The sequence below is a fragment of the Parabacteroides goldsteinii DSM 19448 = WAL 12034 genome (genome assembly GCF_000969835.1).
In the GTDB taxonomy this organism is placed as follows: domain Bacteria; phylum Bacteroidota; class Bacteroidia; order Bacteroidales; family Tannerellaceae; genus Parabacteroides; species Parabacteroides goldsteinii.
On sequence record NZ_KQ033912.1, the window covers coordinates 2730755 to 2754725 of the forward strand.

14 protein-coding genes are annotated in these 23971 nt (G+C 42.8%); 8 read left to right on the top strand and 6 right to left on the bottom strand.

Annotation, left to right across the window (positions count from 1 at the left end):
* Positions 1-42: 42 nt before the first annotated feature.
* From HMPREF1535_RS09885 to HMPREF1535_RS09910, 6 genes are all read right to left on the bottom strand, one after another.
* Positions 43-1641: a glycoside hydrolase family 31 protein gene (locus HMPREF1535_RS09885; RefSeq protein WP_046146015.1), complete on the bottom strand. Its 1599-nt coding sequence runs from the start codon at positions 1639-1641 to the stop codon at positions 43-45.
* 15 nt (positions 1642-1656) lie between these two features.
* Complete coding sequence (locus tag HMPREF1535_RS09890) at positions 1657-3813, bottom strand: alpha-N-acetylglucosaminidase (protein WP_046146016.1); 2157 nt, start codon at positions 3811-3813, stop codon at positions 1657-1659.
* Positions 3814-3823: 10 nt separating this feature from the next.
* Positions 3824-4996, bottom strand: a complete 1173-nt coding sequence (locus HMPREF1535_RS09895) for a family 16 glycosylhydrolase (protein ID WP_046146017.1) — start codon at positions 4994-4996, stop codon at positions 3824-3826.
* 91 nt (positions 4997-5087) lie between these two features.
* Positions 5088-6560 carry a RagB/SusD family nutrient uptake outer membrane protein gene (locus HMPREF1535_RS09900; protein ID WP_009860110.1) on the bottom strand — a complete coding sequence of 491 codons (1473 nt, stop codon included), beginning with the start codon at positions 6558-6560 and terminating at the stop codon, positions 5088-5090.
* 31 nt (positions 6561-6591) lie between these two features.
* Positions 6592-10065 carry a TonB-dependent receptor gene (locus tag HMPREF1535_RS09905; RefSeq protein ID WP_046146490.1) on the bottom strand — a complete coding sequence of 1158 codons (3474 nt, stop codon included), beginning with the start codon at positions 10063-10065 and terminating at the stop codon, positions 6592-6594.
* A gap of 156 nt (positions 10066-10221) precedes the next feature.
* Complete coding sequence (locus HMPREF1535_RS09910) at positions 10222-11199, bottom strand: FecR family protein (RefSeq protein ID WP_046146018.1); 978 nt, start codon at positions 11197-11199, stop codon at positions 10222-10224.
* An 88-nt stretch (positions 11200-11287) separates the two neighbouring features.
* On the opposite strand from HMPREF1535_RS09910, the gene HMPREF1535_RS09915 reads away from it, so the two are divergent.
* The 8 genes from HMPREF1535_RS09915 (at position 11288) to HMPREF1535_RS09950 (ending at position 23965) form a co-directional block, all read left to right on the top strand.
* On the top strand, positions 11288-11884 hold the full coding sequence (locus HMPREF1535_RS09915; RefSeq protein ID WP_046146019.1) for an RNA polymerase sigma-70 factor: 597 nt from the start codon (positions 11288-11290) through the stop codon (positions 11882-11884).
* Between the two features lie 68 nt (positions 11885-11952).
* Complete coding sequence (locus HMPREF1535_RS09920) at positions 11953-12963, top strand: FecR family protein (RefSeq protein ID WP_046146020.1); 1011 nt, start codon at positions 11953-11955, stop codon at positions 12961-12963.
* A gap of 247 nt (positions 12964-13210) precedes the next feature.
* Entirely contained in the window at positions 13211-16537 is a 3327-nt protein-coding gene (locus tag HMPREF1535_RS09925; protein ID WP_046146021.1) for a TonB-dependent receptor, read from the top strand.
* A gap of 11 nt (positions 16538-16548) precedes the next feature.
* On the top strand, positions 16549-18306 hold the full coding sequence (locus HMPREF1535_RS09930) for a RagB/SusD family nutrient uptake outer membrane protein (protein WP_046146022.1): 1758 nt from the start codon (positions 16549-16551) through the stop codon (positions 18304-18306).
* Positions 18307-18389: 83 nt separating this feature from the next.
* Positions 18390-20381: a beta-galactosidase trimerization domain-containing protein gene (locus HMPREF1535_RS09935; RefSeq protein WP_052716681.1), complete on the top strand. Its 1992-nt coding sequence runs from the start codon at positions 18390-18392 to the stop codon at positions 20379-20381.
* A gap of 7 nt (positions 20382-20388) precedes the next feature.
* On the top strand, positions 20389-22650 hold the full coding sequence (locus HMPREF1535_RS09940) for a GH92 family glycosyl hydrolase (RefSeq protein ID WP_052716682.1): 2262 nt from the start codon (positions 20389-20391) through the stop codon (positions 22648-22650).
* A gap of 283 nt (positions 22651-22933) precedes the next feature.
* Positions 22934-23257, top strand: coding sequence for an L-rhamnose mutarotase (locus HMPREF1535_RS09945; RefSeq protein WP_009860107.1), 324 nt, complete (start codon positions 22934-22936; stop codon positions 23255-23257).
* Positions 23258-23296: 39 nt separating this feature from the next.
* The gene (locus HMPREF1535_RS09950; RefSeq protein ID WP_046146023.1) at positions 23297-23965 is read left to right on the top strand and encodes a cobalamin B12-binding domain-containing protein; all 669 of its coding nucleotides are present in this window, start codon (positions 23297-23299) and stop codon (positions 23963-23965) included.
* Positions 23966-23971 lie beyond the last annotated feature (6 nt).

Consider the following 23971-nt stretch of genomic DNA (forward strand, 5'->3'; position numbering starts at 1 on the left):
CTGCGTCATCTGCGTACCATAGTGTGACTTTTGACACTCTCCTTATTTCACTTTTTCAAACCAAGGCAACCTCTCTAGCGGAGCTTCCACCTCTATCATTTTAGGCCCACGGAATTTTTTACCGGTGTCGTCTTTCCATTGTCCTTTGGGCAACATTACTTTGCGTTTATGTTCCTTTGTTACGATGGGAGCTACCAGATATTTGTCGCCTAGCATAAACTGGTCTTTGCAGTCGATAAATCCCTGGTGCGGGAAAGCATATTCCATATGACGGAGGATCGGTTCGCCGGTCTCTGCGGAGTGGCGGGCCTGTTCCAGAATGTAACCTCCCATTTTCTCATGTAAATAAGCGTAATCACGGCAAATAGCCAGATGTTTTTCATCCAGGATGCGCCAGGGGGCAACCGAGAACTGCATCATCGGCATCAGCGTATGTACCTGGCAGGAACGAACGATCAACTCCTGATCCAGCTTTGTCTGGTCTACTCCCAGGAAAGAACCGAACTGGCCTCCGCCGATCATGTCGGGACAGGCATAAGCATATCCTAATAATCCGGCAGCAATCATATCAGGAATCAGGAGTCCTACTGCATTCCAGGAATAATCCTTATCTCCCAGACGTTGTACTAAAGCCTGACCGCCCATTTTCCAGCCGGCACGGTATTCATTAAATGGGAAATCCAATCCGATCTTAGCCCAGTATTCGCACATATCCACTGAGGTGGCAGCTTTGTCATAGAACTCCAGAGTCGGATCGTTGTAATGACCGATGTCACCGGCGTCAAATTTGAAACCGTCTACTCCGTATTGCTCCTGCATATTGCGCAATTGTTTCTTCAGGTGTTCGGCAGCGGCAGGGTTACTTAAGTCGTAACAAGCACTATAACCATTCCACCAAGGGATGATTGCAGCCTGTTTAGTTCCTTTCTTTTTGATTAGATAGCCTTTCTGTTGCAACTCACGGAATTCGGGACTATCCGGACTGACAAACGGGCAAATCCATAACATGATACGGAATCCGTCTTTGTGCAATTGGTCGATCATACCTTTCGGATCGGGGAAACGTTCCGGTTTGAAATCAAAATTACCGTAATGCTTCTGCCAGTTATCGTCTACCATGAAAACACCCACCGGGAAGTTATTTTTCATTATGTTATCTGCATATTTCAATATATCTTCCTGATTCTGATTGTACATCAGTTCAATCCAGGTGTTGTATTGCGGCATTGAAAAGAACAAAGAATCCGGTAACTGTCCGGAAGGAGGAAAATGTTTGGTAGAGGCTGCCATATAAGCGTCTTTCAGTGTATTTCCTGCCAACACAGGTTCCAAGCTTTCATAATCTGAAAACAGATGCAGATTTCCGCCCTCTATCTTGAAAGAGAAAGGTTTGTCACTCCAGATGTAGCGGCCTTCCGAAGAAAGAAGAAGAGGTACATTCTGATTGTTCAGATTCTCGGCAGACAGGTCGAACAGCCGCATATCGCTTTTGAACGGCATTTGGGAGCCTAATCCAACCATACCTCCCCACCATTTCTCTCCTTCCAGAGAACTGATTTTTGATTCATATTTACTTCCGGCCCAACAAGGGGAAGTTATTACCAGGAGAAGCAAAAAAAGACAGATTTTTTTGAGATTCATAGTGTTATCTTCAAGTTATTGTTCAAATACTTCTGCAAATATACGTTTTACAGTCGAAATACAATCACCCTCCGGTTCGGATGAATAAGAATCCGTCAATTTTGTCCAGGGCTCTTCCAATGCGTAGAAATCGATTGCAGTCGGCTTTTTGCCATCCAGTAATTCGTTCTGATAGTCGAACCATGTTTTCCATCTCATGTAATAGAAGTCTTTCAGGATACCGTTCCATTCTTTATGGGCATAATCACGCAAACCGCCTTTATCGGCAGCATTGCGGTTCCCCCAAGTCGTGATCTGTACACGGGCATTCCATTCATACAGGTCTTTTTCTTCCGGGGTATTTCCAAGAGAGCGGGCCTGGGCGATCCAATTTCCGACTTTAAATTCCGGACGGGTCCCCAGTAACTCATCCTGTAACAGGAGAAGTTGCAGAAAGCGGTTGGCGGCTGTATTGTAAAGCTGTTTATCACCGGAGGCGAAGGAGGCTTCCACTACTTTTTCTACCAAACGACCTTTTTCGGCGATGGCCTGGCGGACGATGTCTACCAGATCGTATTCGAAATTATTATTACCTGAAAACTGGTCGGCAACGGAAACCATCATGGCTGCGGCACGAATAACGTCATCCGGATTGTAATAGTCACTCATTTCAGACCAACTCGATACCAGATAAGGGTGATCGGAAGGGCGGGCACAGAAAATAGATTCGTGGGTACCCTGTTGCGTATTTTCCGGTGGACAATTATAAATGGAATTGCTCAGGAGAATCCAGGCCTCCTGCACGGTTGGGTTCACTTTTCCGTAACGGGCTACCGTGTAGTTTTTAAGCCACTCATTTTTATCGAAATGTACCGGGCGCCAAGGGAGTTCCGTCAACAGTTCAAACATGACCGGATTATTTTCGCTTCCTTCCATTGTCATTCCTACACCACGCAATGTTTTGCCGAAAGAGCTTTCTTTAGCTTTATAGTATTCGTCGATCACGTGCGCCATTTTACCGTGTAGGCCTACATTGCCGCCGTAGTTCAGCAACATGCAATAAATCCAGTTGTGCTGGCCGAAACCGTCTTTGCGATGCCAGGTAGATTCGGGATCACCCCACTGCGGGCGGCTTTCTGAAAACAGGTCGAGGACGATCATATCGCCGGCTTTCAGATTCTCAATCATCTGAGAGCGTGGATTTGCCTGCCAGGCTTGTGCCACCCATACGGCTTTCGGATTATTTTTCTTCATGGCCTGCATAATCGCTTTTCCCGCGGCATCCAGGTCTACTCCTGCTACACTTCCGCCTTCATGGAAGGGATCCATGCTGTAGAAGTTAGCTTTGCCATAGAGTTTGTTCAGCTCTTTGTAATACAGGGAGGCTATTTCCTGGAAGCGGGGATCTGTCGGTTGCAGGAATGCAGGGCGGTGGTAACCACACCATAGTCCGGGATCGGAAACATTCAGTCCCAGTTTTTCTTTTGCATTGTGAGGAACCATTCCCGAATAACCGGGGAAGACGGGTTCGATGCCGTATTCGCGCATCCGTTTTACAATACGCTGTTGCAGGGTGATCTGCTGTTTGTACCAGCTGTCGGGATTCGGTCCACCCCAGCCTTCCAGATTATTCATCAGCCACCAGGCCTGAAAACCGGGGCCGGCAATAAACTCGTTGATCTCATCTTTATTGTATCCTAACTTCTTAAGTACATTATACCAGACGCCGTCCGTCCCGACCATGGCGAGCGGCAGGTTGATTCCATGTAGGGCCATCCAATCAATTTCCTTTTCCCAACGTTCCCAATCCCAGAAAGCCATGGTATATGAATAGGTGCAATAATTGAAATCGTAGCGATATTTCATGTCTGTTTCATGACGTTCTTTTCGGACGACAGCCGGCAAAACTTCCGGAAGCTTGGCTTGCATGCCATTCCAGGAAAGATTGATTCCTGCATGATATTTCAGATACCAGTTTAATCCTGCTGCTATATTTACCGGGTTATTTCCACGGATGACGACTTTGTTTCCTTTCTGATCCAGTTCGAAAAAGTCGACTGGAGATTTGATCTGTTCGATAATGAATTTATCGGAAGCTCTTTTGTCAATGCGTTCCAACAAAGCCTCGACGGGTGATGCAGCTTTGGCTATCACCGCGATGAATAGTAAACATAAGAGATGAATAATTTTCATAGAATTAATCTTATTTGATAGTGATGATTAACGTAGCTTTTTGCCCTTTCAATAATGACTCCGGTAGTCCTTTGATCTGGCCATCTACAATAACTGTTCCTTCTTTTTGGACTTTTTCAAAGGCTTCCTCATTTAAAGGCTCCCATTCTACAAACTGTTGAGTTGTAGTACCGTCATTATAATGTACATTGACAAACGAAGGTGTATATAACAATTCGCGGGTAATGTGTCCGTCAATATTCCGTAAAGTCGCTTTCCCTTCGGCAACTTGTAAACAGGCAGGTTCGATAGAGGTAATGCGCAAATCATTCTCCGGAATGCTCTTGTATCCTTCCGGTATTTTTTTGTACATACGGATGTAGTCGATATCAAAACTTTTAGGATAGGGAATGGTTGGATCATAAGTACCTGTCCAGCCATCTTTGGCTTTCCGGTTATCATAAAAAGAAATGATTTGGATGAGCGGATAGGTAATCGCTGCTTTGTGTTTCATTACCTGTATGCCATCGACATAAACAGTGACACCTTCCGGTGTCCAGTCGAAGCCATATATATGAAACTCTTCGGCTAGCTTTTTATTGGCAAACCACGGATGTTCGGTGTGATACTGGATGGTAGAATCTTTCCAACTATGTACGGTAGACCATATACGATTGATATCTGTTCCCAGTATTTCAAATATATCAATCTCACAACTTTGATTCGGGTCGTCTTCGAAACCGATTAGCCACCAGGCACAATGAACACCTCCGCCATCCTGCATCTTTGCACGCATTTCGTAATATCCGTACTGATTGATTTGAGTCGCTTCCGTTTTTATCTGGTGAAGTGCTTTTTTCTTTGGGTCATAGTGATGCAGGCCGGTACGACTGGCACTCATGAAACCTGATATATGCATTCCTTTATCAAATTCATTTTTTGAGTTCTTGTCAATGATAAGTCTGATAATGCCATTTTTCATTTCATAAGTCGGGGCACAAACAGATCTGTCTTTGGGCCATGACGGCAGATACTCCGGAATCCATTTATCCGTATTAATTTCTTTACCATCAAATTCATCATGGAAAATTAAGCGGTATCCTTCTTTTTCCAATGGGTTAGGCGGATAATCTTGAGCATTGGAAGACTGTATATTACCTATTAGAAGTAAACCGGAAATAAATGTGTAAAACAAGTGTTTCATGATATTCATTTTTTATCAGAGAAAAAAGGCCGCTTTTAACTGCGGCCTTTTCTTAAAATGCAAATATAGTTTTTTTCTTTGGAGGAACGAATTAATATCCGGGGTTCTGGATGATAATTCCTTTCCCCTCGTTGATGACAGCCTGTGGCAACGGGAAGAGAACAAATTCGGGTTTTGTCGTCGTTGAACCACGGTCGATCGCGTTCTGGATGAATTTACCATGTCGAATCAGGTCTGCACGGCGATTTCCTTCCCACCAAAATTCGTGGCCGCGTTCCTGAAGCATCTTATCCAGAAAATCATCGACGCCTTTTATGTCTCCCATAGTATATGGAGACAATTTAGCTCGTACACGTATTTGATTTAACAAATCGACAGCTTCTTGTGTTACCGAATTTCCCTGGCGGACGATTGCTTCTGAAAGCAAAGTCAGCACATCTGCGTAGCGATAAACGATCCAATCGATCTGGCTGCCATCACCTGTTGATTCCGGATCTTCGCCATATTTCACAGGAACCGCGCCTGAATAGGTATTACCATGTTTTATAATATCAGATTCTTCATTGAATAATACGCCGTCGTTACCCATATATTCGCCAACCAATACGGATAGACGATCATCGTTCTTGTCAAATGTGCGATAGAAAGGCCAGGGAACCTTGAAGCCGTCCCAACGCTGGATAGAATTGTTCTTACAGGGATAGTTACCCGGCAGGCAATGGTCGTGCCATAATTCCAGTTGGGTACCTCTTTCTTCGGTGCAGGCAAAGATGATTTCTTTATTCTGTTCGTTTTCCAGGGTGAAAATAGACTGGTAGGAATCCATTAATCCGTATCCGTAGTCGGCTTTCATCAACTCACGACCACATTCAACAGCTTTTGCCCAGTTCTTTTCGTGCATGTAGAATTTCATCAGGACTGTATATGCTAGACCTTTATCAAAACGTCCGAATGCAGAAGCGCGGGTAGGAAGGCCTTCCAGTGCTGATTTTAATTCTGTTTCGATAAATGTTGTCATTTCTTCCTGGCTTGCCCGGGGAATGATCTCTTCTGCCAACGGGTTATTTAGCTGTTCAAGTGTAGGTATTGGCATGGGACCATAGAAATCATATAAGAGGAAGGCTAGCCAACCACGTCCCATATGGATTTCGGCATTCATACGTGCTTTCACATTATCTGCCATTTCCACACCGGAAATGCGTTCAAGCGTCAATGTCATTGTCCCCAGATATTTGGCATAATTGGTGTAGTTTATTGTCGAATACTGGTGATTGGGTGTCCAGTTGTGACTGGTCAAAGGAATCCATGCATCATTCACCCAACAACAAACAGCCAGATCGGTCGACATATCTCCGATAATCTGTACACCGGTTGCCACGTTGAAGATACCACTATAGTTATCGCAACGAAAAGGGGCGTAAACTCCGCCTGTGATCAATGCTTCCGCATCTTTCTCTGTTTTTGGGAAAAATCCGGGGTTGATGGCATCATATCTTTCCGGCTCCAGATCAGTACATGAGATTAATGTACAGCAGCACATTAATGTATATAATAATTTCTTCATGATCTTATATCTTCTTTTATTGATTAATAAATTAGAATGTAATATCCAAACCAAAGCTGTAAGTACGGACATTCGGATAAGCCCATTGCAGACTTGAAGGAGTACTTTCTGAACTTGAAATGTCAGTTTCCGGGTCAAGTCCTGTATACGGCGTGATAACAAACGGGTTGTTCACATCAAAATATACGCGGACATTAGATAAGATGTGCTTGCTGGTCTTGATCGGTATATTATAGCCTAACGTAATATTGCGACAACGGATAAACCAGGTCTTTTCGTAATAATAATCCCCCGTTCCGTAAGCGCTTTCAGTTTGGAAATAACCAGGCAATGTGCCGTTAGGATTCGTTGAACTCCAAATATCGCCTACTGAAACCGGTTGGTTGTAACCACGGCGTAAGTCATTGACGTTATTACTAATCCAGGTTTTCTTATAGCTACCGGCTGATAATTTATCAAATTGTCCGTAAAAATAAACATTCAGATCAAAGTTTTTATAACGAAATGTATTGTTAAAACCAAACAGATACCCAGGGTCGGCAGAACCATAAATCACTTTATCAGCATCATCCAGTTTGCCGTCAGGTTTACCGGTCTTCATTGGAATACCGTGTTCATCAACTTTAATCGAACCGTCTTCATTGTAAACATATCCGTTGATATCTTTAATTTTTACTTGTCCGGGAAGAGCTCCTGGCATATGGTCGATCTTTTCACCCGGTTGTACAAGGCCATCTGACAGATAACCGGCATAAGAACGGATATAACCGTTGTATTCGCTGTATGCACTCGGCTTCCAGTTCGGATCGCGTTCTTTCCATTTGTCCCGGTATAAAGAGAATGTCAGATCGGAAGTCCATTCAAAATTTTTGTTACGGATATTGGTAGTATTGAGTGTAAATTCAAAACCCTGGCTTTGAGTTTTACCTACGTTAGCTATAATTTTATTCACTTCGTTGTAAGATAACAGAGTCCGTTCGTTTAACAGGTCTGATATTACTTTGTGGAAATATTCAGCTGTTACATTAATACGACCGTTCAGAAAACCTAAATCCAGACCAAGGTTCCATTCACGTGTCGTTTCCCAGGTAAGTTCATTGTTACCCATCTGATCCAGGTAAACACCATTGACTGCACTACCGCCAAAGAAGTTATTATTACCCACTTTATAGTAGCTATATGCTTTGTCACCCACATTGGCATTACCTGTTTCACCATAGCTCAAACGTAATTTACCGTTTGATAAGATATTTGTCAAAGGCTTCAGGAATTCTTCTTCCGTGAATCTCCATCCGGCAGCAACAGAAGGGAAATACCCCCAGCGGTTTCCGTCTGCAAAGTTAGAGGAACCATCGGCACGAAGAGTGGCAGTCAATAAATAACGATCTTTGAATGAATAGTTCACGCGACCAAAAAATGAGGCCATGCGTGATTTTGTTGCACTTGAACCTACAGTCGGACGTTTTGCATTGCCTGCTCCCAGGTTATTATATAAGAAACCATCTGTAATGAAGTCATTGCTCTTTCCTGACAGAAATTCATAATCAAACAACTGATAAGAATGACCAACCAATGCATTTAAATTATGATCACCAAATTGTTTAGTATAGTTAGCTGTTAATTCCATCAGATAGTCTGAGTTGTCAGCCTGTGCTATATAACCTGAACCATTTTCTCTTGCTCCGTACAACGTTGTTGTAGGCATGTATTGTTTACGTTTCTGATAGTTACGGTCAATACCGAAATTAGCTTTCAACAATAAATCCTGAATCGGACGAACTTCAAAGAAGACCGTACCTAGTAATCTTTCTTTAGTTGTCTTATCTGTAATATCCAATAAAGAAACTGGGTTGGGAAGGAAAGAGGCGTCCTGATTCATTGAGTATTCACCGTTTTCATCGCGTACAGGCAATGTTGGATTAAACTGAGCGGCCGAAACCAGGATACCTGCATTTTCATTCTGCCCATTTCCCAGAGGAATATTGTCATATTGGTTACGGGATACATTCAGGTTTACTCCCATCTTTACATATTTACTCAGTTTCTGATCCAGATTTACACGTGCAGAATAACGCTCCATGGCATTATTTTTAATTACACCATCTTGTTTGAAATAGTTACCGGAAACCAGATATTTCGTATTCTCATTACCGCCGGTAATGGATAAATTATGTGAAGTTTGGAATCCCAATCGGGAGATTTCGTCAAACCAATTTGTGTTATATGTAGGATTGGCAATTTGTTCAGCAGTATAATCGGGAACAAAAGGTGAAGACACTTCTGATTCGGATTTACCACCATAAATGCCCACGCCATTCGTACGCAGCCAAAGCTCTTTTCTGTAATCGTTTGTCGCTTGCATAAAGCCTGAAGCATCCAACATTTCATAAGACTTTGAAATATCCTGAACAGATGCAGAACCGGAATACTGTACTTTTGCTGCACCGCTTTTACCTCGTTTCGTCGTTACGATAATCACACCGTTACCGGCACGTGCACCATAGATAGCAGTAGAACTTGCATCCTTCAGTACTTCGATAGATTCTATATCGTTCGGGTTAATTGAAGACAGGATATTATCCTTATTTCCATCCTTATATTGGTTTCCGCTGTCCAATGATCCCGGATCGCTCACCGGAAAACCATCGATAATGATCAGCGGATCATTCCCAGCCTTGTCTGAAGAGGCAGCACCGCGGATACGGAAAGTTGACTGACCTCCCGGCTGTGCACTGATCGTACTTACCTGCAAACCGGCAGCTTTACCAGCCAGCGCATGACTGATGGTTGAAACCGTACCAACGGGGGCATCGTCCATTTTAACAGACGCAACGGCACCTGTCAGGTCTTTTTTCTTCATCGTACCGTAACCGACAACGACAACTTCTTCCAGCGCCTGTGAATCTTCTTTCAAGGTTACATTAATAACACTCTGTCCTTTTACGGCAATATCCTGTGAAATATAGCCGATAAAAGAAATCTGCAATGTTGCATTGGCTGGTACTTCGATAGAGAATTTACCGTCGAGATCGGTAGTCGTGCCATTGGTTGTTCCTTTCTGAATCACATTGGCTCCGGCAACCGGTCCCATAAGATCACTGACAACACCTGTTACCTTCTGTGATTGTTGTGAAATAGCAGCATTTGAAACATGTTCTGTAGTCAGCACAATGTGACGGTCTTTGATCGTATATCTCAAGCCTGTTTTGGTGGCAATGGCATCCAAAACGTCCTGGATATTGGCATTCTTTTTTCTGATCGAGATCTTTTCATTTTTATTGACCTCTTCCAGATTATAGAAAAACAAGAACTCTGATTGTTTTTCTATTTGTTTTAACACATTTTCTAATGTCTCCTCTTTGGCGGAAACATTTAGTTTTGTTGTTTGCGCATAAGTTGCGGCGACTATTTGCGACAAGCAAACGGTTAGCATTAACACGGTTAATTTCATAATTTTTATAGTTCTTTTCAGATTTACAGAAACAACTATACGTTGATTATTCATACTTTTGAATGTTTTAAGATTAAACATAATCCCACGGCAATGGGAGTTTAATTGAATCACACGTTTTAGAAGAGAGAATCCGGCAAGATTTTCTCTTCTTTTCTTTTTTACCTCTTTACTCGCTCATATTAATACATTTTTAAGATTAGCTATTATTTATATTTCAGAAACGGTTATATGACGGTCGTCAATCCTATATTTGATTGGAATAGAAAGATTGACGATTTCCATGATATCTTTTATACTTTGTCCCCGGTAAAAAGTTCCGGTAAAAGTTCGTTTGTTCAGAGCTTCGGACGTGACGGTAAATTGTACTCCATAAACATGACTTAGCCGGTAAAGTATGGCTTCCAGGCTTTGTTCCGGAAAATAATAATAACCGGTAGTCCAGGATGTGAACTGTTTGGCATCCACATTCCTGACATCACCAGCATGTGTATTCCGGTTGTAAATAAACTGCTGATTGGGTTTCAGTATGGTTTGATGCAGAATATTCTCTGTCTTCAGACGAACGGCTCCTTCCAGCAGGGTTGTAGTGAGCAGTGAGTCGGAAGCGTAAGCTGTAACATTGAATTTTGTTCCCAGGGCTTCGATATTCTGTTCCTTTGTCTTTACGATAAAGGGCTTGTCTTTATCTTTTGCGACTTCAAAATAAGCTTCACCTTCCAGATAGACAATTCTTTCTTTTCGACCATAATCATTTTCATAATGAAAGACAGTCTTCGATCCCAGACAAACCTGTGTTCCATCTGGTAATTCAACGACATCAGCATCCAAACCGTCCCCACCGATATATCGGGTCGCTATTTTGTCTTCATCCTTATTGAAAGTCAGAAATAAAGAGGTAAGACATACTGTTATAAAAGAGACTGCTGCATAATTACCCAATTGCAGCCATCTGCTTTTCTTACGTGGATAAAACACCTTTCTCTTCTTCAGAAGGCGATCCCAACTTCCTTCCATATCATTCTGCATTCTATTGGTATAGCAGGCATCATAGACCGCTTTGATTTCAAAGAATACCTTTTTATTTTCGACATTCTCATTCACCCAGGTGTAAAAATCATTTATATCCTGTGTATCCAGTTGCCCTTGCAGATATTTTATGACCAATTCAGATCGTCCGTCTTCCATATAATTTCTCTGTTAGATATAAAGTGACTTAGTCCTTTATGAACTAAGGATAAAATGTTATCTTTGTCAATGTCAACGGAGAGGAGAGATGAAAAAACACGCAATAGCCACAATAGACTCGGATGTTTTGCTTCGTTTGAAGCTGGGAGATGAAAAAGCGTTTGAGGTTGTTTACTGGAAATATAGTTCCTGGGTGTTTAATTTTATCCAGTCTCTTCTATATGATAAATCCCTGGCTGAAGATCTGACGCAAACTGTTTTTCTGAAAATATGGGAGAAACGCACAAGTATAGATCCTGAACTGGGGTTTGATTCCTATCTTTTTGCCATTGCCCGGAATCTGGTATATAAAGAAACAGAAAATCGTCTGCAATCAGAACAAGTCAATATTGCTTTGAAAGACCGGTCTATAGAGACCGAATCACTGATGGAAGAGAATATAGATGCAGACTCACTAAAGGAATATATTGATACATTGGTTGAACAACTTCCCCCTTCCAGAAAGGATATTTTTCATTTAAGCAGACGTCATCATCTGTCGAATAAAGAGATTGCAGCCCGTTTGTCTATTTCTGAAAAAACAGTTGAAACGCAATTGTATAGAGCGCTGCGTTTTATAAAACAAAAGCTTTCGGACGATACTAATTTGGCGATATTGATGCTTTTGATGATTAAAGGATGTTAAAGACATCCTTTTTTTATATCCCTTGTAAGGGAACAGTACGATTTTAGGATATACAATATAAAATAAAGATGATGGATAACACTAAGATATTATTACTGGATCGTTTTATGCGGGGAGAAACTTCGCCGGAAGAAGAACAACAGTTGTTGGCCTGGTTCCGGGAGGTTGATTCTCAGGAAGATATTTTGACTTTCTATCGCCAGCGCTGGCATGAATCTGCAACAAAGGAGATTTCCGAAGAGGTTCAGCTCCGGATGTTCAATCAGATAAGAGACCGGATAAATACAGATAAGACTGTACTGCAGAAGAACGATCGGAAACAAAACAGGAGACGTTTGCTTCGTTGGGGACAATATGCGGCGGCTGTTATTTTATGTGTAGTAGTCGGTATAACCTCTCATCTATTATATACTCGGCAGTCTATGGCGGAGGTTAAAGAGTATATGGTAGAAGCTGAAAAAGGACAACGGGCAAGTGTTACTTTACCGGATGGTACGAAAGTCTGGCTGAATTCTCATACACAAATAATATATAATAGTAATTATGGTGTGGAGGACCGGGTTGTCGATTTGCGTGGAGAAGCCTATTTTGAAGTTGCAAAAGATAAGGAACATCGTTTTATCGTAAAAGCCGGAGGACTGGATGTCGAAGCGTTGGGTACTACATTTAATGTAAAAGCCTATAAAGAAGATGACGATGTTATTGCCACATTGTTTTCCGGTAGTATTCGGGCAACGGCAGGAAAACACTCAGCTGTATTGTCTCCTGCCCAACAGGTTGCTTTTAGCCGGAAAAGTGAAACATTGGTAGTTGATAGTCCGGAGAATATAGCTTATGCAAGCATGTGGAGGGATAATGAACTGGCATTTAAAGGGGAAACATTGAATGATATTGCTATACGTTTGAACCGCTTGTATAATGTGCAGATCGAATTCAAGTCAGAAAAGATCAAACAGTACCGCTTCTCCGGTGTCATTAAAAATAATAGCCTGGATAACGTATTTGAGATCATCAGCCTGACATCCCCGATCATGTACGAATCACTTGGAGACACGATTCTCCTGAGTGAGAGAAAATAGAGTGAATTAACGGAGTATTGTTAACTTTAAATGAATTGCTTATGAGATAGAAAAGAGAATAAAAGAAAGGGACAACTTCTAATGAAAGCTGCCCCTTATACAAAGTTTTTTAGCTTAAATCGGAGTTTATAAATCATACTTATTACACAGTCAACTGGCGGGTTGACCGCGTGGGAATCTTTATATCCGATTTTAGCTTGTAAAGTTACTATTTATAATCCATTTACTATTAAAAAAACACTTAAAAATGAGTAACATCAAGCAGTTTTTAATACGGGCTTTTTTGTGTGGAATACTACTTGTTTCTTCAAGTATCGCAGCAATAAGCCAGATTTCCCTCACAATGAAGAACCGGCCGGTACGTGAGGTAATCAAAGAAATAGAAAAAGTGAGTGATTATCGTTTCTTTTATAATGATGAACTATCGGATTTGAATAAAATCATATCTATCGATGTAAAGAACGGTGATATTAAAGACATTATGGAACTGATTGCACGACAGGCTGCTGTTTCCTATGTCTTGAAAGCGAACCATCAGGTTGTCTTGTCTCTGGCAACAGTTAACCAACAGAAAGATGTTGTGAAAATAACAGGGAAGGTCATTGACGATCAGGGTGAAGGTGTTATTGGAGCCAATGTAATGGAGAAGGGTACGACAAACGGAACTATCACCAACATGGATGGAGAATTTTCTTTGGAAGTTCCGAATAAAGCAACCCTACAAATTTCATATATAGGATTCAATACCCAGGAAATACCGGTGAATGGTCAAAAATCGTTTACGATCAGAATGACGGAAGATACTCAATCATTGGATGAGGTTGTCGTAGTCGGTTACGGAACACAGAAAAAATTGAATGTGACGGGTGCTGTTGCTACCTTAAAGAATGAAGAGCTGGTTAAAAGTCCGGTGGCAAGTACGACGAACGCTTTAGTCGGACGCCTACCCGGATTAATAGCCAAGCAAAAAAGCGGGCAACCCGGTTTTGACGCTGCGGATATAAATATCCGTTCTTTCGGAAGCGCACTTGTCATCGTAGATGGCGTAGAACAATCGTTCAATAATATAGATGCAAATGAAATAGAATCAGTTTCTATATTGAAAGATGCATCTGCAGCTATTTATGGTGCCAGAGCAGGAAACGGCGTTATCCTGGTTACTACGAAACGCGGCCAGTCTGGTAAGCCGAATATCTCGTTTAACGGAACGTTGACCAGCCAAAGTTATACGAATTTCCCGGAACCGGTTAATGCCGGCCAATATGCAACTCTTTTCAGGGAGGCCCAGATCAATTCAGGTATCCCTGAGAATCAGACTAAATTTTCCGAAGAAGATATTGCAAAATATTTTGCAGGGAACGATCCTCAGTATCCTAGTACGAACTGGTACGATGAGATTATGAAAAAATCAGCACTTCAACAACAGTATAATCTGACGATCAGAGGTGGTACCGATGTTGTTAAGTATTATACTTTCTTAGGTTATCTCAGCCAGGATGGTATGTTTAAAGGAGGAAATACCGGTTACCGGAGATTCAACGTACGTTCGAATCTGGATGTAAATCTGACTTCCGACCTGACATTTTCTCTTGATCTTTCTGCGATTAAAGACGATGTCCGTCAATCTAACCGGCCTGCTTCTGAAGAGTGGTTCTGGATGGACTTTTTCGATAGTACGCCGACCTCTCATGCTTCATTTCCTGATCCGACAAAGGTTCCCCATATAGGTCCGGGACCGTTCAATGCCATAATAAATACACATGAAGATTTGGGTGGATATGATAAAACATATAAGAACACATTGAACGGAGCATTTACGGTTAATTACAAAGTGCACCCTGTTCCGGGATTGAGTGCCAAGTTGAAGTTGAACTATCAGCAGGTCTCTTACGACCGGAAGAACTGGACGAAGCAAAATGATATCTGGGATTATGATTATGCAACGGATACTTATACTTTATATGGTAAGTCGATGCCGACATCCCTGAAACAGGAGTTTCATAAAAATCAGGTTATAACAGGCCAGTTCTCTTTGAATTATGATAGAGTGATTAACAAAGACCATGCAATAAATGGTTTGGCACTGGTTGAGATTATAGATTATAATAATGGAAACTTTTCGGCCTATAGGGAGAATTATGTGACAAGTGCGATCGACCAGTTATTTGCAGGGGGTACCATCAATCAACAGGCGAACGGTAGTGCTTCGGTATCCGGAAGAGCCAGTTTCGTTGCTCGTGCGAATTATGCTTATCAGGGAAAATATCTGTTGGAAGCCACGGCTCGTTACGATGGTTCTCCGAACTTCCCGAAGGATAAAAGATGGGGATTCTTCCCCAGCCTTTCTGCCGGTTGGCGTATGTCGGAAGAAGCTTTTATAAAGAATAACCTGACCTGGATCGATAATTTGAAATTACGTGCCGGTGTGAGCCAGACAGGCTTTGACTCCGTCGGTGCATTCCAGTATCTTACAGGGTATAAGTTTGAAGGCTATAATGTACTGGGAGGAAAAGAGGTACCCGGTTTGACAACTACTGGTATTGCCAATACAAATATATCCTGGGAAACGATGACATTATATAATGTAGGATTGGATTTATCCGTATTGAATAATAAATTGTATTCGGAGATCGATGTCTTTTATAGAAAGCGGGATGATATGTTAGGAACCCGTGTCGTGTCATTACCCAATACCTTTGGAGCGACTCTTCCGAGTGAGAATATCAATAGCCAGAGTACAAGAGGTTTTGAAGTCCTGATCGGTCACCGGGGTAATTTCGGGGAATTCTCTTATGACATCAGTGGAAATGTTTCCTGGTCACGCTCGAAATGGATCCATTATGATGAACCTGATTATACAGATCCGGATGACATACGTCTGAAGAAAAAGTCCGGTCAATGGATCGATGTCTATAATGCCTATAAATCGGACGGTTTATTTACGAGCCAGGAAGAAATAGACAATCTGGGATATGATATGGATGGCATGGGAAACACCTCCCTTCGTCCGGGTGACATAAAGATACTCGATTTGAATAATGACGGAGAAGTAGACTGGCGGGATGCCAGCACTATTGGAAGCGGCGGTACTCCTCATATCATTTACGGTATCAATCTTAATATGAAATACAAAGGATTTGACCTGAGTGTCTTTGCACAGGGAGCTGCTGATTATTATGTGCAACTGCAATCCGGTAATATCAATATCGATGGCGTAAGAACTCCTTTCAAAGTTATCTGGAATGAACGTTGGACGCCTGAGAATAATGATCGGAACGCAATTATCCCGCGACAAAAGATCGGTCAGACCACCAATAACTGGAATTCTGACTATTGGTATAAAAACGCATCTTATTTGCGTCTGAAAAATCTCACTTTGGGGTATACTTTTGATAAGGGCCTGATACGTAACTTAAGAATGGAGAATTTGCGTCTGTTTGTTGTCGGAACAAACTTATTTGCAATAAATCCGTTGCGTAAATACGGATTGGATCCGGAAACACCGGATGCAACCAGAGGTTGGTCATATCCTGTCACCAAATCAGTCTCTTTAGGATTAAATGTTACTTTTTAAATAGTACGGTTATGAAAGCAAAATATTTTATCTACTTATTACTTTTTTGTGGAAGTTTTTCCTGCGATATAATGGATAAGGCACCGTTGGATATCATATCCGAGGAGGCTGTATGGAACGATAAGGCTTTGATAAATTCATACATCAGCGGAGTCTACAGTGAATTGGATTTTCTGATCCGTGACGGTTCCGGTTATGAAGAGGTAGACCCTACTTCCGGATTATCAGACGAAGGACGTCAAGGGCGGGACTGGCATCCTCTGTATTCAACATGGAAAGCCGGTTTTCTGAATAAAGATGGCGGTTTATTGGAGCAATGGCGTTATGGAACCATTCGTAAAACGAATGAATTTCTTGAAAAGATAGAGACATCCGCAGCCGTATCGGAACCGGAAAAGAAAGTGTTGTCCGGTAAGATCCGTTTTGCCAGGGCGATTACCTATTTCTTCATGGTAAAAAGGTACGGTGGCATTCCTGTTATTACAAAGGCACAGGCGATAGATGCTCCGATGGAAGAATTGCTGGTTTCCAGGGATAAAGAGATCGATGTTTATGATTTCATTATAAATGAAATGGATGAGATCGCAAAAGATTTGCCGGAGAGTTATAGTAGCGATGAGGTCGGTTATCCGACTAAATATGCTGCACTGGCATTGAAGAGCAGGGCTGCCATGTATGCAGCCAGTATTGCAACCTGGGGTAAAGTTCAGATCGATGGCCTGGTAGGTATTCCGGCGAATGAGGCAGAACGTTTCTGGAAAGCCTCTTACGAGGCATCCAAAGAGATTATCGACTCGAATGTTTTTGCGTTATATAATCAGTTACCTAATGATAAGGCAGAGAATTTCAGAAAATTGTTCCTGGATGAGAATAATGTGGAAGTAATATTCTCTAAACAGTTGACAGGCGAACAAGTGGGTAGCAACTATGATTTGTTCATGTCTCCGTTCCAGTTCTGTCCCGGATGGGGAGGTAGTAATACGTCCGTTTATCTGGAAATGGTAGAGTCTTTTGAGAATATAGATGGAACGCCGGGAACTTTCGACAGGGCCTTGGCTCTGAGTCAGCCCTGGGATTTGAATGAATTCTTTAAGAATAAAGATCCCCGTTTCTTTGCTTCCGTTTATTATGAAGGAACTATCTGGAAAGGAGAAGCCGTAGAGAACTGGGGCGGTATTATCACGGAAAACGGAACCAAGGTTACAACAGGATTTTATCAGGGAAAACCTGCTCAAGGCCGTTCTTACTCTGCTGCGGGATATGCAGGAGGAGCAATTACCGGATTCAATGTCAAAAAATATTTGGATGACGGTTTGGTGCCGGTAGATGCCGGCAAGACAAAAGTCGACTTTATCGTTTTCCGCTACGGGGAGATTTTGTTGAACTACGCGGAAGCAGCATTTGAGTTAGGTAAGAGTTCTGAAGCTTTAGATGCTGTAAACCAGATAAGGGGAAGAGCCGGTATCGCTTTGCTGACGAATATAACCCGTGATGCGATCCGCCATGAAAGAAAAGTGGAACTTGCTTTTGAAGACCAGCGCTGGTGGGATTTGAGACGTTGGCGCACGGCAGTTGATGCTATAACCCGTAATTTTTCCGGTATTTATACATTCTATGATGTGAAAACCGGAAAGTTCAGGATTGAATTGAACGAGAATGCAATGGGGGGCGTACCTTCCGTATTTAAGGAAGAACACTATTATTTCCCGATTACTCCGGGTAGGATATCCAATAATCCGAACCTGGCTCCGGAGAATCCGGGTTATTAAAATTTATAAAGTATATGAGGGCGTACCGGGAACAACTGTTCCCGGATGCCCTTTTATTGTCTGTTTTAATCAAATAAAAGAACATGAGAAGTCTGCAAAATATAATATATGTCTTGATTTTTGTGACGTTGACACTACCGCTCAATGCACAGGATAAGATAAAAACACGTTCTGAATCATTTTGGGGTGTTCATTTCGACCGTCACTCCCAGTTAACGGATGAACATCTGGGGAAAACATTGACCGAAGGAATGATCGACTCTATGTTAAAGGCCGTGCGGCCTGACTATATTCAGGTGGATAGTAAAGGGCATCCGGGAGTCTCTTCTTATCCGACGGTGGTTGGACAACAGGCTGCCGGATATGATAAAGATCCTCTGGCTTTGATCCGGGAGGTTACCTTCAAAAGAAATGTGGCATTGTATGTACATCATTCAGGAGTAATGGATATAAACTATGTACGGTTGTATCCGGAAGAGGGTAGAAGAGCACCGGACGGTAAACTGGATGGACAAAATACCAGCTTTTGGGGTAATTATGCCGACCGCTTATTGATCCCCCAGCTCAAGGAACTGGCATTGAAATATAAAGTGGATGGTGTATGGATCGACGGAGAAAGCTGGGCGGTTTATCCTGATTACCACCCGAAGGCTCAGGAGGAATTTAAACAGGTGACTGGCTTGAGTTATATGCCGACTGTGGCGGAAGACCCGAACTACAAGATACTGCTGGAATTCAACCGGAAGAAGTTTATAGCTTATATAGACCATTATACGGCAGAATTGAAAAAAGTAGCTCCGCAATTCCAGTTATGCTCGAATTGGGCTTTTAGTGCCTTGATGCCGGAACCGGTTCCGGCCGGAATAAAACTGGACTTCCTCTCCGGCGATTATGATCCGGATGATGCCTTGAACACTGCCAATTGGAATGCCCGTTGTTTAGCCGGACAAGGATTGCCTTACGACCTGATGGCATGGAGTTTTGTCCGTCATTCAGTTCCTAAAACAGCCTTACAGCTCTGTCAGGAGGCGGCAGCCGTAATCAGTCTGGGGGGCGGTTGCCAGATGTATTTCAGGCAAAACGAGGATATGTCTTTTCAACCTGCATCATTTGATATTATGCGGGAAGTTGCTGATTTTGTCTTGCCAAGAAGAGACTATTGTAAAGGAATAAAACCTATCCCGCAAATCGCCTTGTTCTATTCTACGGCAGGTTGGAAACAAAAGGTGAATGATATTTACAGACCTTTTGGTGTGAATGGGATCAGAGGTATTATGAATGCTCTTCTGGACGGTCAGCAGGCTGTTGAGGTTTTAATGACCCACCACATGGAAAAAAGGATGGAAGAATATCCGGTCATTGTTGTTCCCGAGTGGGAGGTTATGGAACCGGAAATGATCGCCAGGTTGAAGGAATATGTGAAAAAAGGAGGAAATCTACTCGTTATAGGTTCGGAGGCGACCGTTCTTTTTGACGATATATTAGGTGTGCAGGGAGTCGGTGAAAGAGGGGCATCCTGCCTGGGGTTTGATAACCGTTTTGTCGATATACAAGGTAAATTCCGTGAGATTCGTTGTGAGCAGGGAACTGAAGAACTTGCCCGGCTGTATCAGACGAATGATTTCCGTTTCCCATCGGGTAGTGCTGCAACGATTCATAAATACGGTAAAGGCAAAGTTGCCGGTGTTTATATGAATATCGGCGAATCTTATCTTTCAACGACTTCTCCTGTATTCAGGGACTTCCTGTCAGAGCTGATCGGTGACCTCTTCCCTGAACCTCTGGTTTCTGTGAAAGGTTCTCACCGGGTTCATGTGATCCCGTCGGAAAAGGACGGACGTATGTTGATCCAATTGGTTAATACATCCGGCGATCATGCAAACCGGAGTGTGAAGGGCATTGATGAGATACCTGAATTAAGAGATTTCAACGTCGTAGTCCGGTCGGAAGAAAGACCGAAGAAGGTATTGTTACAACCGGATGGACGGCCATTACGGTTCGATTACGTTGACGGGAAGGTTACTTTTGTAGTCCCTGACTTGAAAATACATGATATTGTGGAGATTATAAAATGAATGCACTATGAATAAATTAAATAAAAACGGATTATTCTCACTACTGTTGGTTACCTTGTTATTCTCCTGCCAAACGGAGCAGCCTCAGTCTAATAATCAGTATGTGAATAAATTTATTGGAACCGGACTGAACGGATGTGTCACTCCTGTCGCTTCTGTCCCGTTTGGAATGGTACAGATAGGGGCTGATACACATGCGAACAGTTCAGGATATCATTATGACCATACGAGTCTGGTCGGCTTCAGCCATGTGCATAAAAGCGGCGGAGGCTGTGGCGACTTTCTGGATATTTTATTTCTGCCTCTTCCCCTGAACTATAAGACAGATAGCCTTACGGAGTTATATTCCCAGTATTATCAGGCTGATTTTTCCCATGAGAAAGAGTGGGCGGAACCCGGATATTACTCGGTTGATCTTTATAACGGCGATCTGAATGTGGAACTAACCGCTTCTTTACGTTGTGGACTGCAACGATATAAATATAAGTCTGCTGGTTCCGTCCCTGTTATTATAGATCTGGAATACGGCTCACAGGGAGCTTGTACAATCCAGCGTGAACACGATGTGGATACGGTCTTTTCTGCGTCTTTTGAAAAAGTAGATGATTATACGGTCCGCGGATACCGGTTGACTAACGGATGGGCTCCGGAACAACATGTTTATTTTTATACGACATTTTCTTCTCCGATAAAAGAGTGTCGGTTATTCCTGGATAACGAATGTGTAGAAGAGACCTCTGCCCTGAAAGGACGTAATGTGAAAGCGATCCTAACCTTTGAGAATCCGGAAAAGATACTGGATGTTAAAACAGGTATATCTGCAGTCGATATGAAGGGTGCTGAGGATAATCACCGGAAAGAAGCGGCGGATAAGGATTTCGATTCCTTGAAAAAAGAAGCGGCAGAGAGCTGGACGCCGGTATTGGGCCAGATAGAAGTCGAGACAAATGATTTGAAAAAGAAAGAACTTTTTTACACCTCCTTACACAATGTAATGATGTATCCGATGCTTTTTTCTGATGTGGATAACCGGTTTCGTGGTTCCGACAGCCAGGTACATCAGACGGATGGCTTTGCCTATTATGGTGCAGTTATCGGATTATGGGATACGTTTCGTGCCGCTTGTCCTTTGATCACTGTCTTGCGTCCTGACGTGATGGAGGATTATATCCGGACAGCTTTGGAACATTTCAGATATGCCGGGCAGTTACCTATCTGGACATTGGCAGGCGTTGAGACTTACCAGATGACGGGTATCCATTCCATGCCCCTGATAACTAATGCCTATATGAATGGTGTCAGGAACTTTGATACGGAACTGGCAATGCGGGCAATGGTCGAATCAGCCATGAAAGATACGTGCGGCTATTCGATGGGGTACTTTGTCGGGTTGGAGAATTATAAGAAATATGGCTACGTGCCCTGTGATATGGAAATGGAGTCGGTAGCCCGTACGTTGGAATATGCATTCGACGACTGGGCTATTGTCCGATTCGCCTCTCTGACAAATCATCCCGATATTTGTAAAGAGTTCCGGACCCGCTCCCTGAATTATAAGAATGTGATCGATCCTGTCACTTTGCTTGCAAGGGGAAAGACTAAAGACGGTCTTTGGCGTACACCTTTTTATCCTCTGCGCTCGGAACACCGGTCGGATGATTATTGCGAAGGGAATGCCTGGCAGTGGACATTCTTTGTCCCACATGATATAGACGGGCTGGCCAAATTGATGGGAGGCAAAGAGGTGCTGGCTTCTCGCCTGGATTCCTTATTTACGATGGATTCTTCGCTGGAAGGAGAAACCGTATCCGGTGATATCAGCGGGCTGATCGGTCAATATGCACATGGCAATGAGCCGGGGCATCATACTATTTATATGTATAATGAGGTTGGGCAACCCCATAAGACACAGAAATATGTCAATGAGGTATTGACAACTCTTTATGATACGACTCCGACGGGAATCTGCGGGAATGAAGATACGGGGCAAATGAGTGCCTGGTATGTTTTCAGTTCGTTAGGTTTTTATCCGATGGACCCGGTATCCGGTCGTTACGAACTAGGTGCTCCTTTATTTGACCGGGCGGTGATAAACCTGTCGTCAGGCAGGCAATTTGTCATAACAGCCGAGAATCTGTCCGATAAAAATATCTATGTAGAGAAAGTCTGGTTGAATGATCGTTCACTCGATCGGACATATATTACTTTCGATGAATTATTGAACGGGGGAACGCTCCGTTTTAAGATGACAGATAAAGTAGGGCTGTAAACCGGAAAGTCTGCTACTTACGGAATCTTTTGTCCTATGCTAAAGGTAGTGCCACCGTATTGGCACTCCAGTGTCACTACTATGGCACAACAATGCCAATAGGGTGGCACTGTTGTGCCATTATGATGTCATACGCTGTCACTCCCTCTTTTACAGTTAATCCTCTTATAGGAATAGTATTGTTCAAATCTCGGAAACAGTCAAAAGAACCACGCAAATTGAAAACTTCAACTCTTTTACTTCTGCTATTTTTGCTCATACTTAATCTAATAAACAGAAAAATATGAAACGTTATGGAAGTGTTATCGGCGTAAAGCCTGAAAAACTGGAGGAATATAAGAAATTGCATGCTGCTGTATGGCCGGCTGTGCTGGCTATGATCAGTGAGTGTAATATCCGCAATTACTCCATTTATTACAAAGATGGAATGCTGTATAGTTATTATGAATATATCGGAAATGATTATGAAAAGGATATGCAGCGAATGGCTGCCGATCCGACCACACAGGAATGGTGGAAGCTCACCGACCCTTGCCAGCAACCGGTAGAGAACCGTGCTCCCGGCGAATGGTGGGCTGCTATGGAAGAGGTTTTCCATACAGACTGAATAGCATATAAATAGAATAGGCTTTAAATATTATTGAACATGAACGACATTATTATTAAACTTGGCGAATGCGTGGAATTCGGCAAGATCAGTCTTGCATCGCCCTATCCACCGGCAATGAAAGGACAACCGGGTGCTGACGAATTGACCCGGGAAGCATTGGAGAACGGCTTATCTCCTCAATCCGTACTGAATGACGCCCTGATCCCGGCAATGAACCGGGTTGGCAATAAGTTTACGGAAGGGAAGATATTCGTACCTCAAATGTTGTTATCGGCTAAAGCGATGAACAGTGCCATGAAGCACCTGAAACCTTTTTTTCAGAATGGCGAGATCAAACGGAAAGGTGTATTTGTTATCGGTACCGTTATGGGGGACTTGCACGATATCGGCAAGAACCTGACAGGCATGATGGTGGAAGGCTCCGGTTGGGAAGTGATCGACCTGGGGACAGATGTGCCGGCCGAGAAATATATCCAGGCATTGGACGAACATCCCGGAGCTGTCTGCGGCATGTCTGCCTTGCTGACTACTACCATGAGCAATATGCAACCGATGATCGCCACTATACGTGCAAAATATCCCGAAACTAAAGTAGTTGTCGGCGGCGCACCGTTGAATGCGGAATTTGCTCAAAAGATCGGGGCGGATGCTTATGCCCGTGATCCGCAGGATAATATCAACTGGTTGGAATCAATCGTAGCCTGATAGCGT

Bases quoted from the DNA above. Each gene is read 5' to 3' on its own strand.
- HMPREF1535_RS09885 (WP_046146015.1), bottom strand. From the start codon at position 1,641: ATGAATCTCAAAAAAATCTGTCTTTTTTTGCTTCTCCTGGTAATAACT.
- HMPREF1535_RS09890 (WP_046146016.1), bottom strand. From the start codon at position 3,813: ATGAAAATTATTCATCTCTTATGTTTACTATTCATCGCGGTGATAGCC.
- HMPREF1535_RS09920 (WP_046146020.1), top strand. From the start codon at position 11,953: ATGATGGATAACACTAAGATATTATTACTGGATCGTTTTATGCGGGGA.
- HMPREF1535_RS09910 (WP_046146018.1), bottom strand. From the start codon at position 11,199: ATGGAAGACGGACGATCTGAATTGGTCATAAAATATCTGCAAGGGCAA.
- HMPREF1535_RS09900 (WP_009860110.1), bottom strand. From the start codon at position 6,560: ATGAAGAAATTATTATATACATTAATGTGCTGCTGTACATTAATCTCA.
- HMPREF1535_RS09930 (WP_046146022.1), top strand. From the start codon at position 16,549: ATGAAAGCAAAATATTTTATCTACTTATTACTTTTTTGTGGAAGTTTT.
- HMPREF1535_RS09935 (WP_052716681.1), top strand. From the start codon at position 18,390: ATGAGAAGTCTGCAAAATATAATATATGTCTTGATTTTTGTGACGTTG.
- HMPREF1535_RS09925 (WP_046146021.1), top strand. From the start codon at position 13,211: ATGAGTAACATCAAGCAGTTTTTAATACGGGCTTTTTTGTGTGGAATA.
- HMPREF1535_RS09950 (WP_046146023.1), top strand. From the start codon at position 23,297: ATGAACGACATTATTATTAAACTTGGCGAATGCGTGGAATTCGGCAAG.
- HMPREF1535_RS09895 (WP_046146017.1), bottom strand. From the start codon at position 4,996: ATGAAACACTTGTTTTACACATTTATTTCCGGTTTACTTCTAATAGGT.
- HMPREF1535_RS09905 (WP_046146490.1), bottom strand. From the start codon at position 10,065: ATGAATAATCAACGTATAGTTGTTTCTGTAAATCTGAAAAGAACTATA.
- HMPREF1535_RS09940 (WP_052716682.1), top strand. From the start codon at position 20,389: ATGAATAAATTAAATAAAAACGGATTATTCTCACTACTGTTGGTTACC.
- HMPREF1535_RS09915 (WP_046146019.1), top strand. From the start codon at position 11,288: ATGAAAAAACACGCAATAGCCACAATAGACTCGGATGTTTTGCTTCGT.
- HMPREF1535_RS09945 (WP_009860107.1), top strand. From the start codon at position 22,934: ATGAAACGTTATGGAAGTGTTATCGGCGTAAAGCCTGAAAAACTGGAG.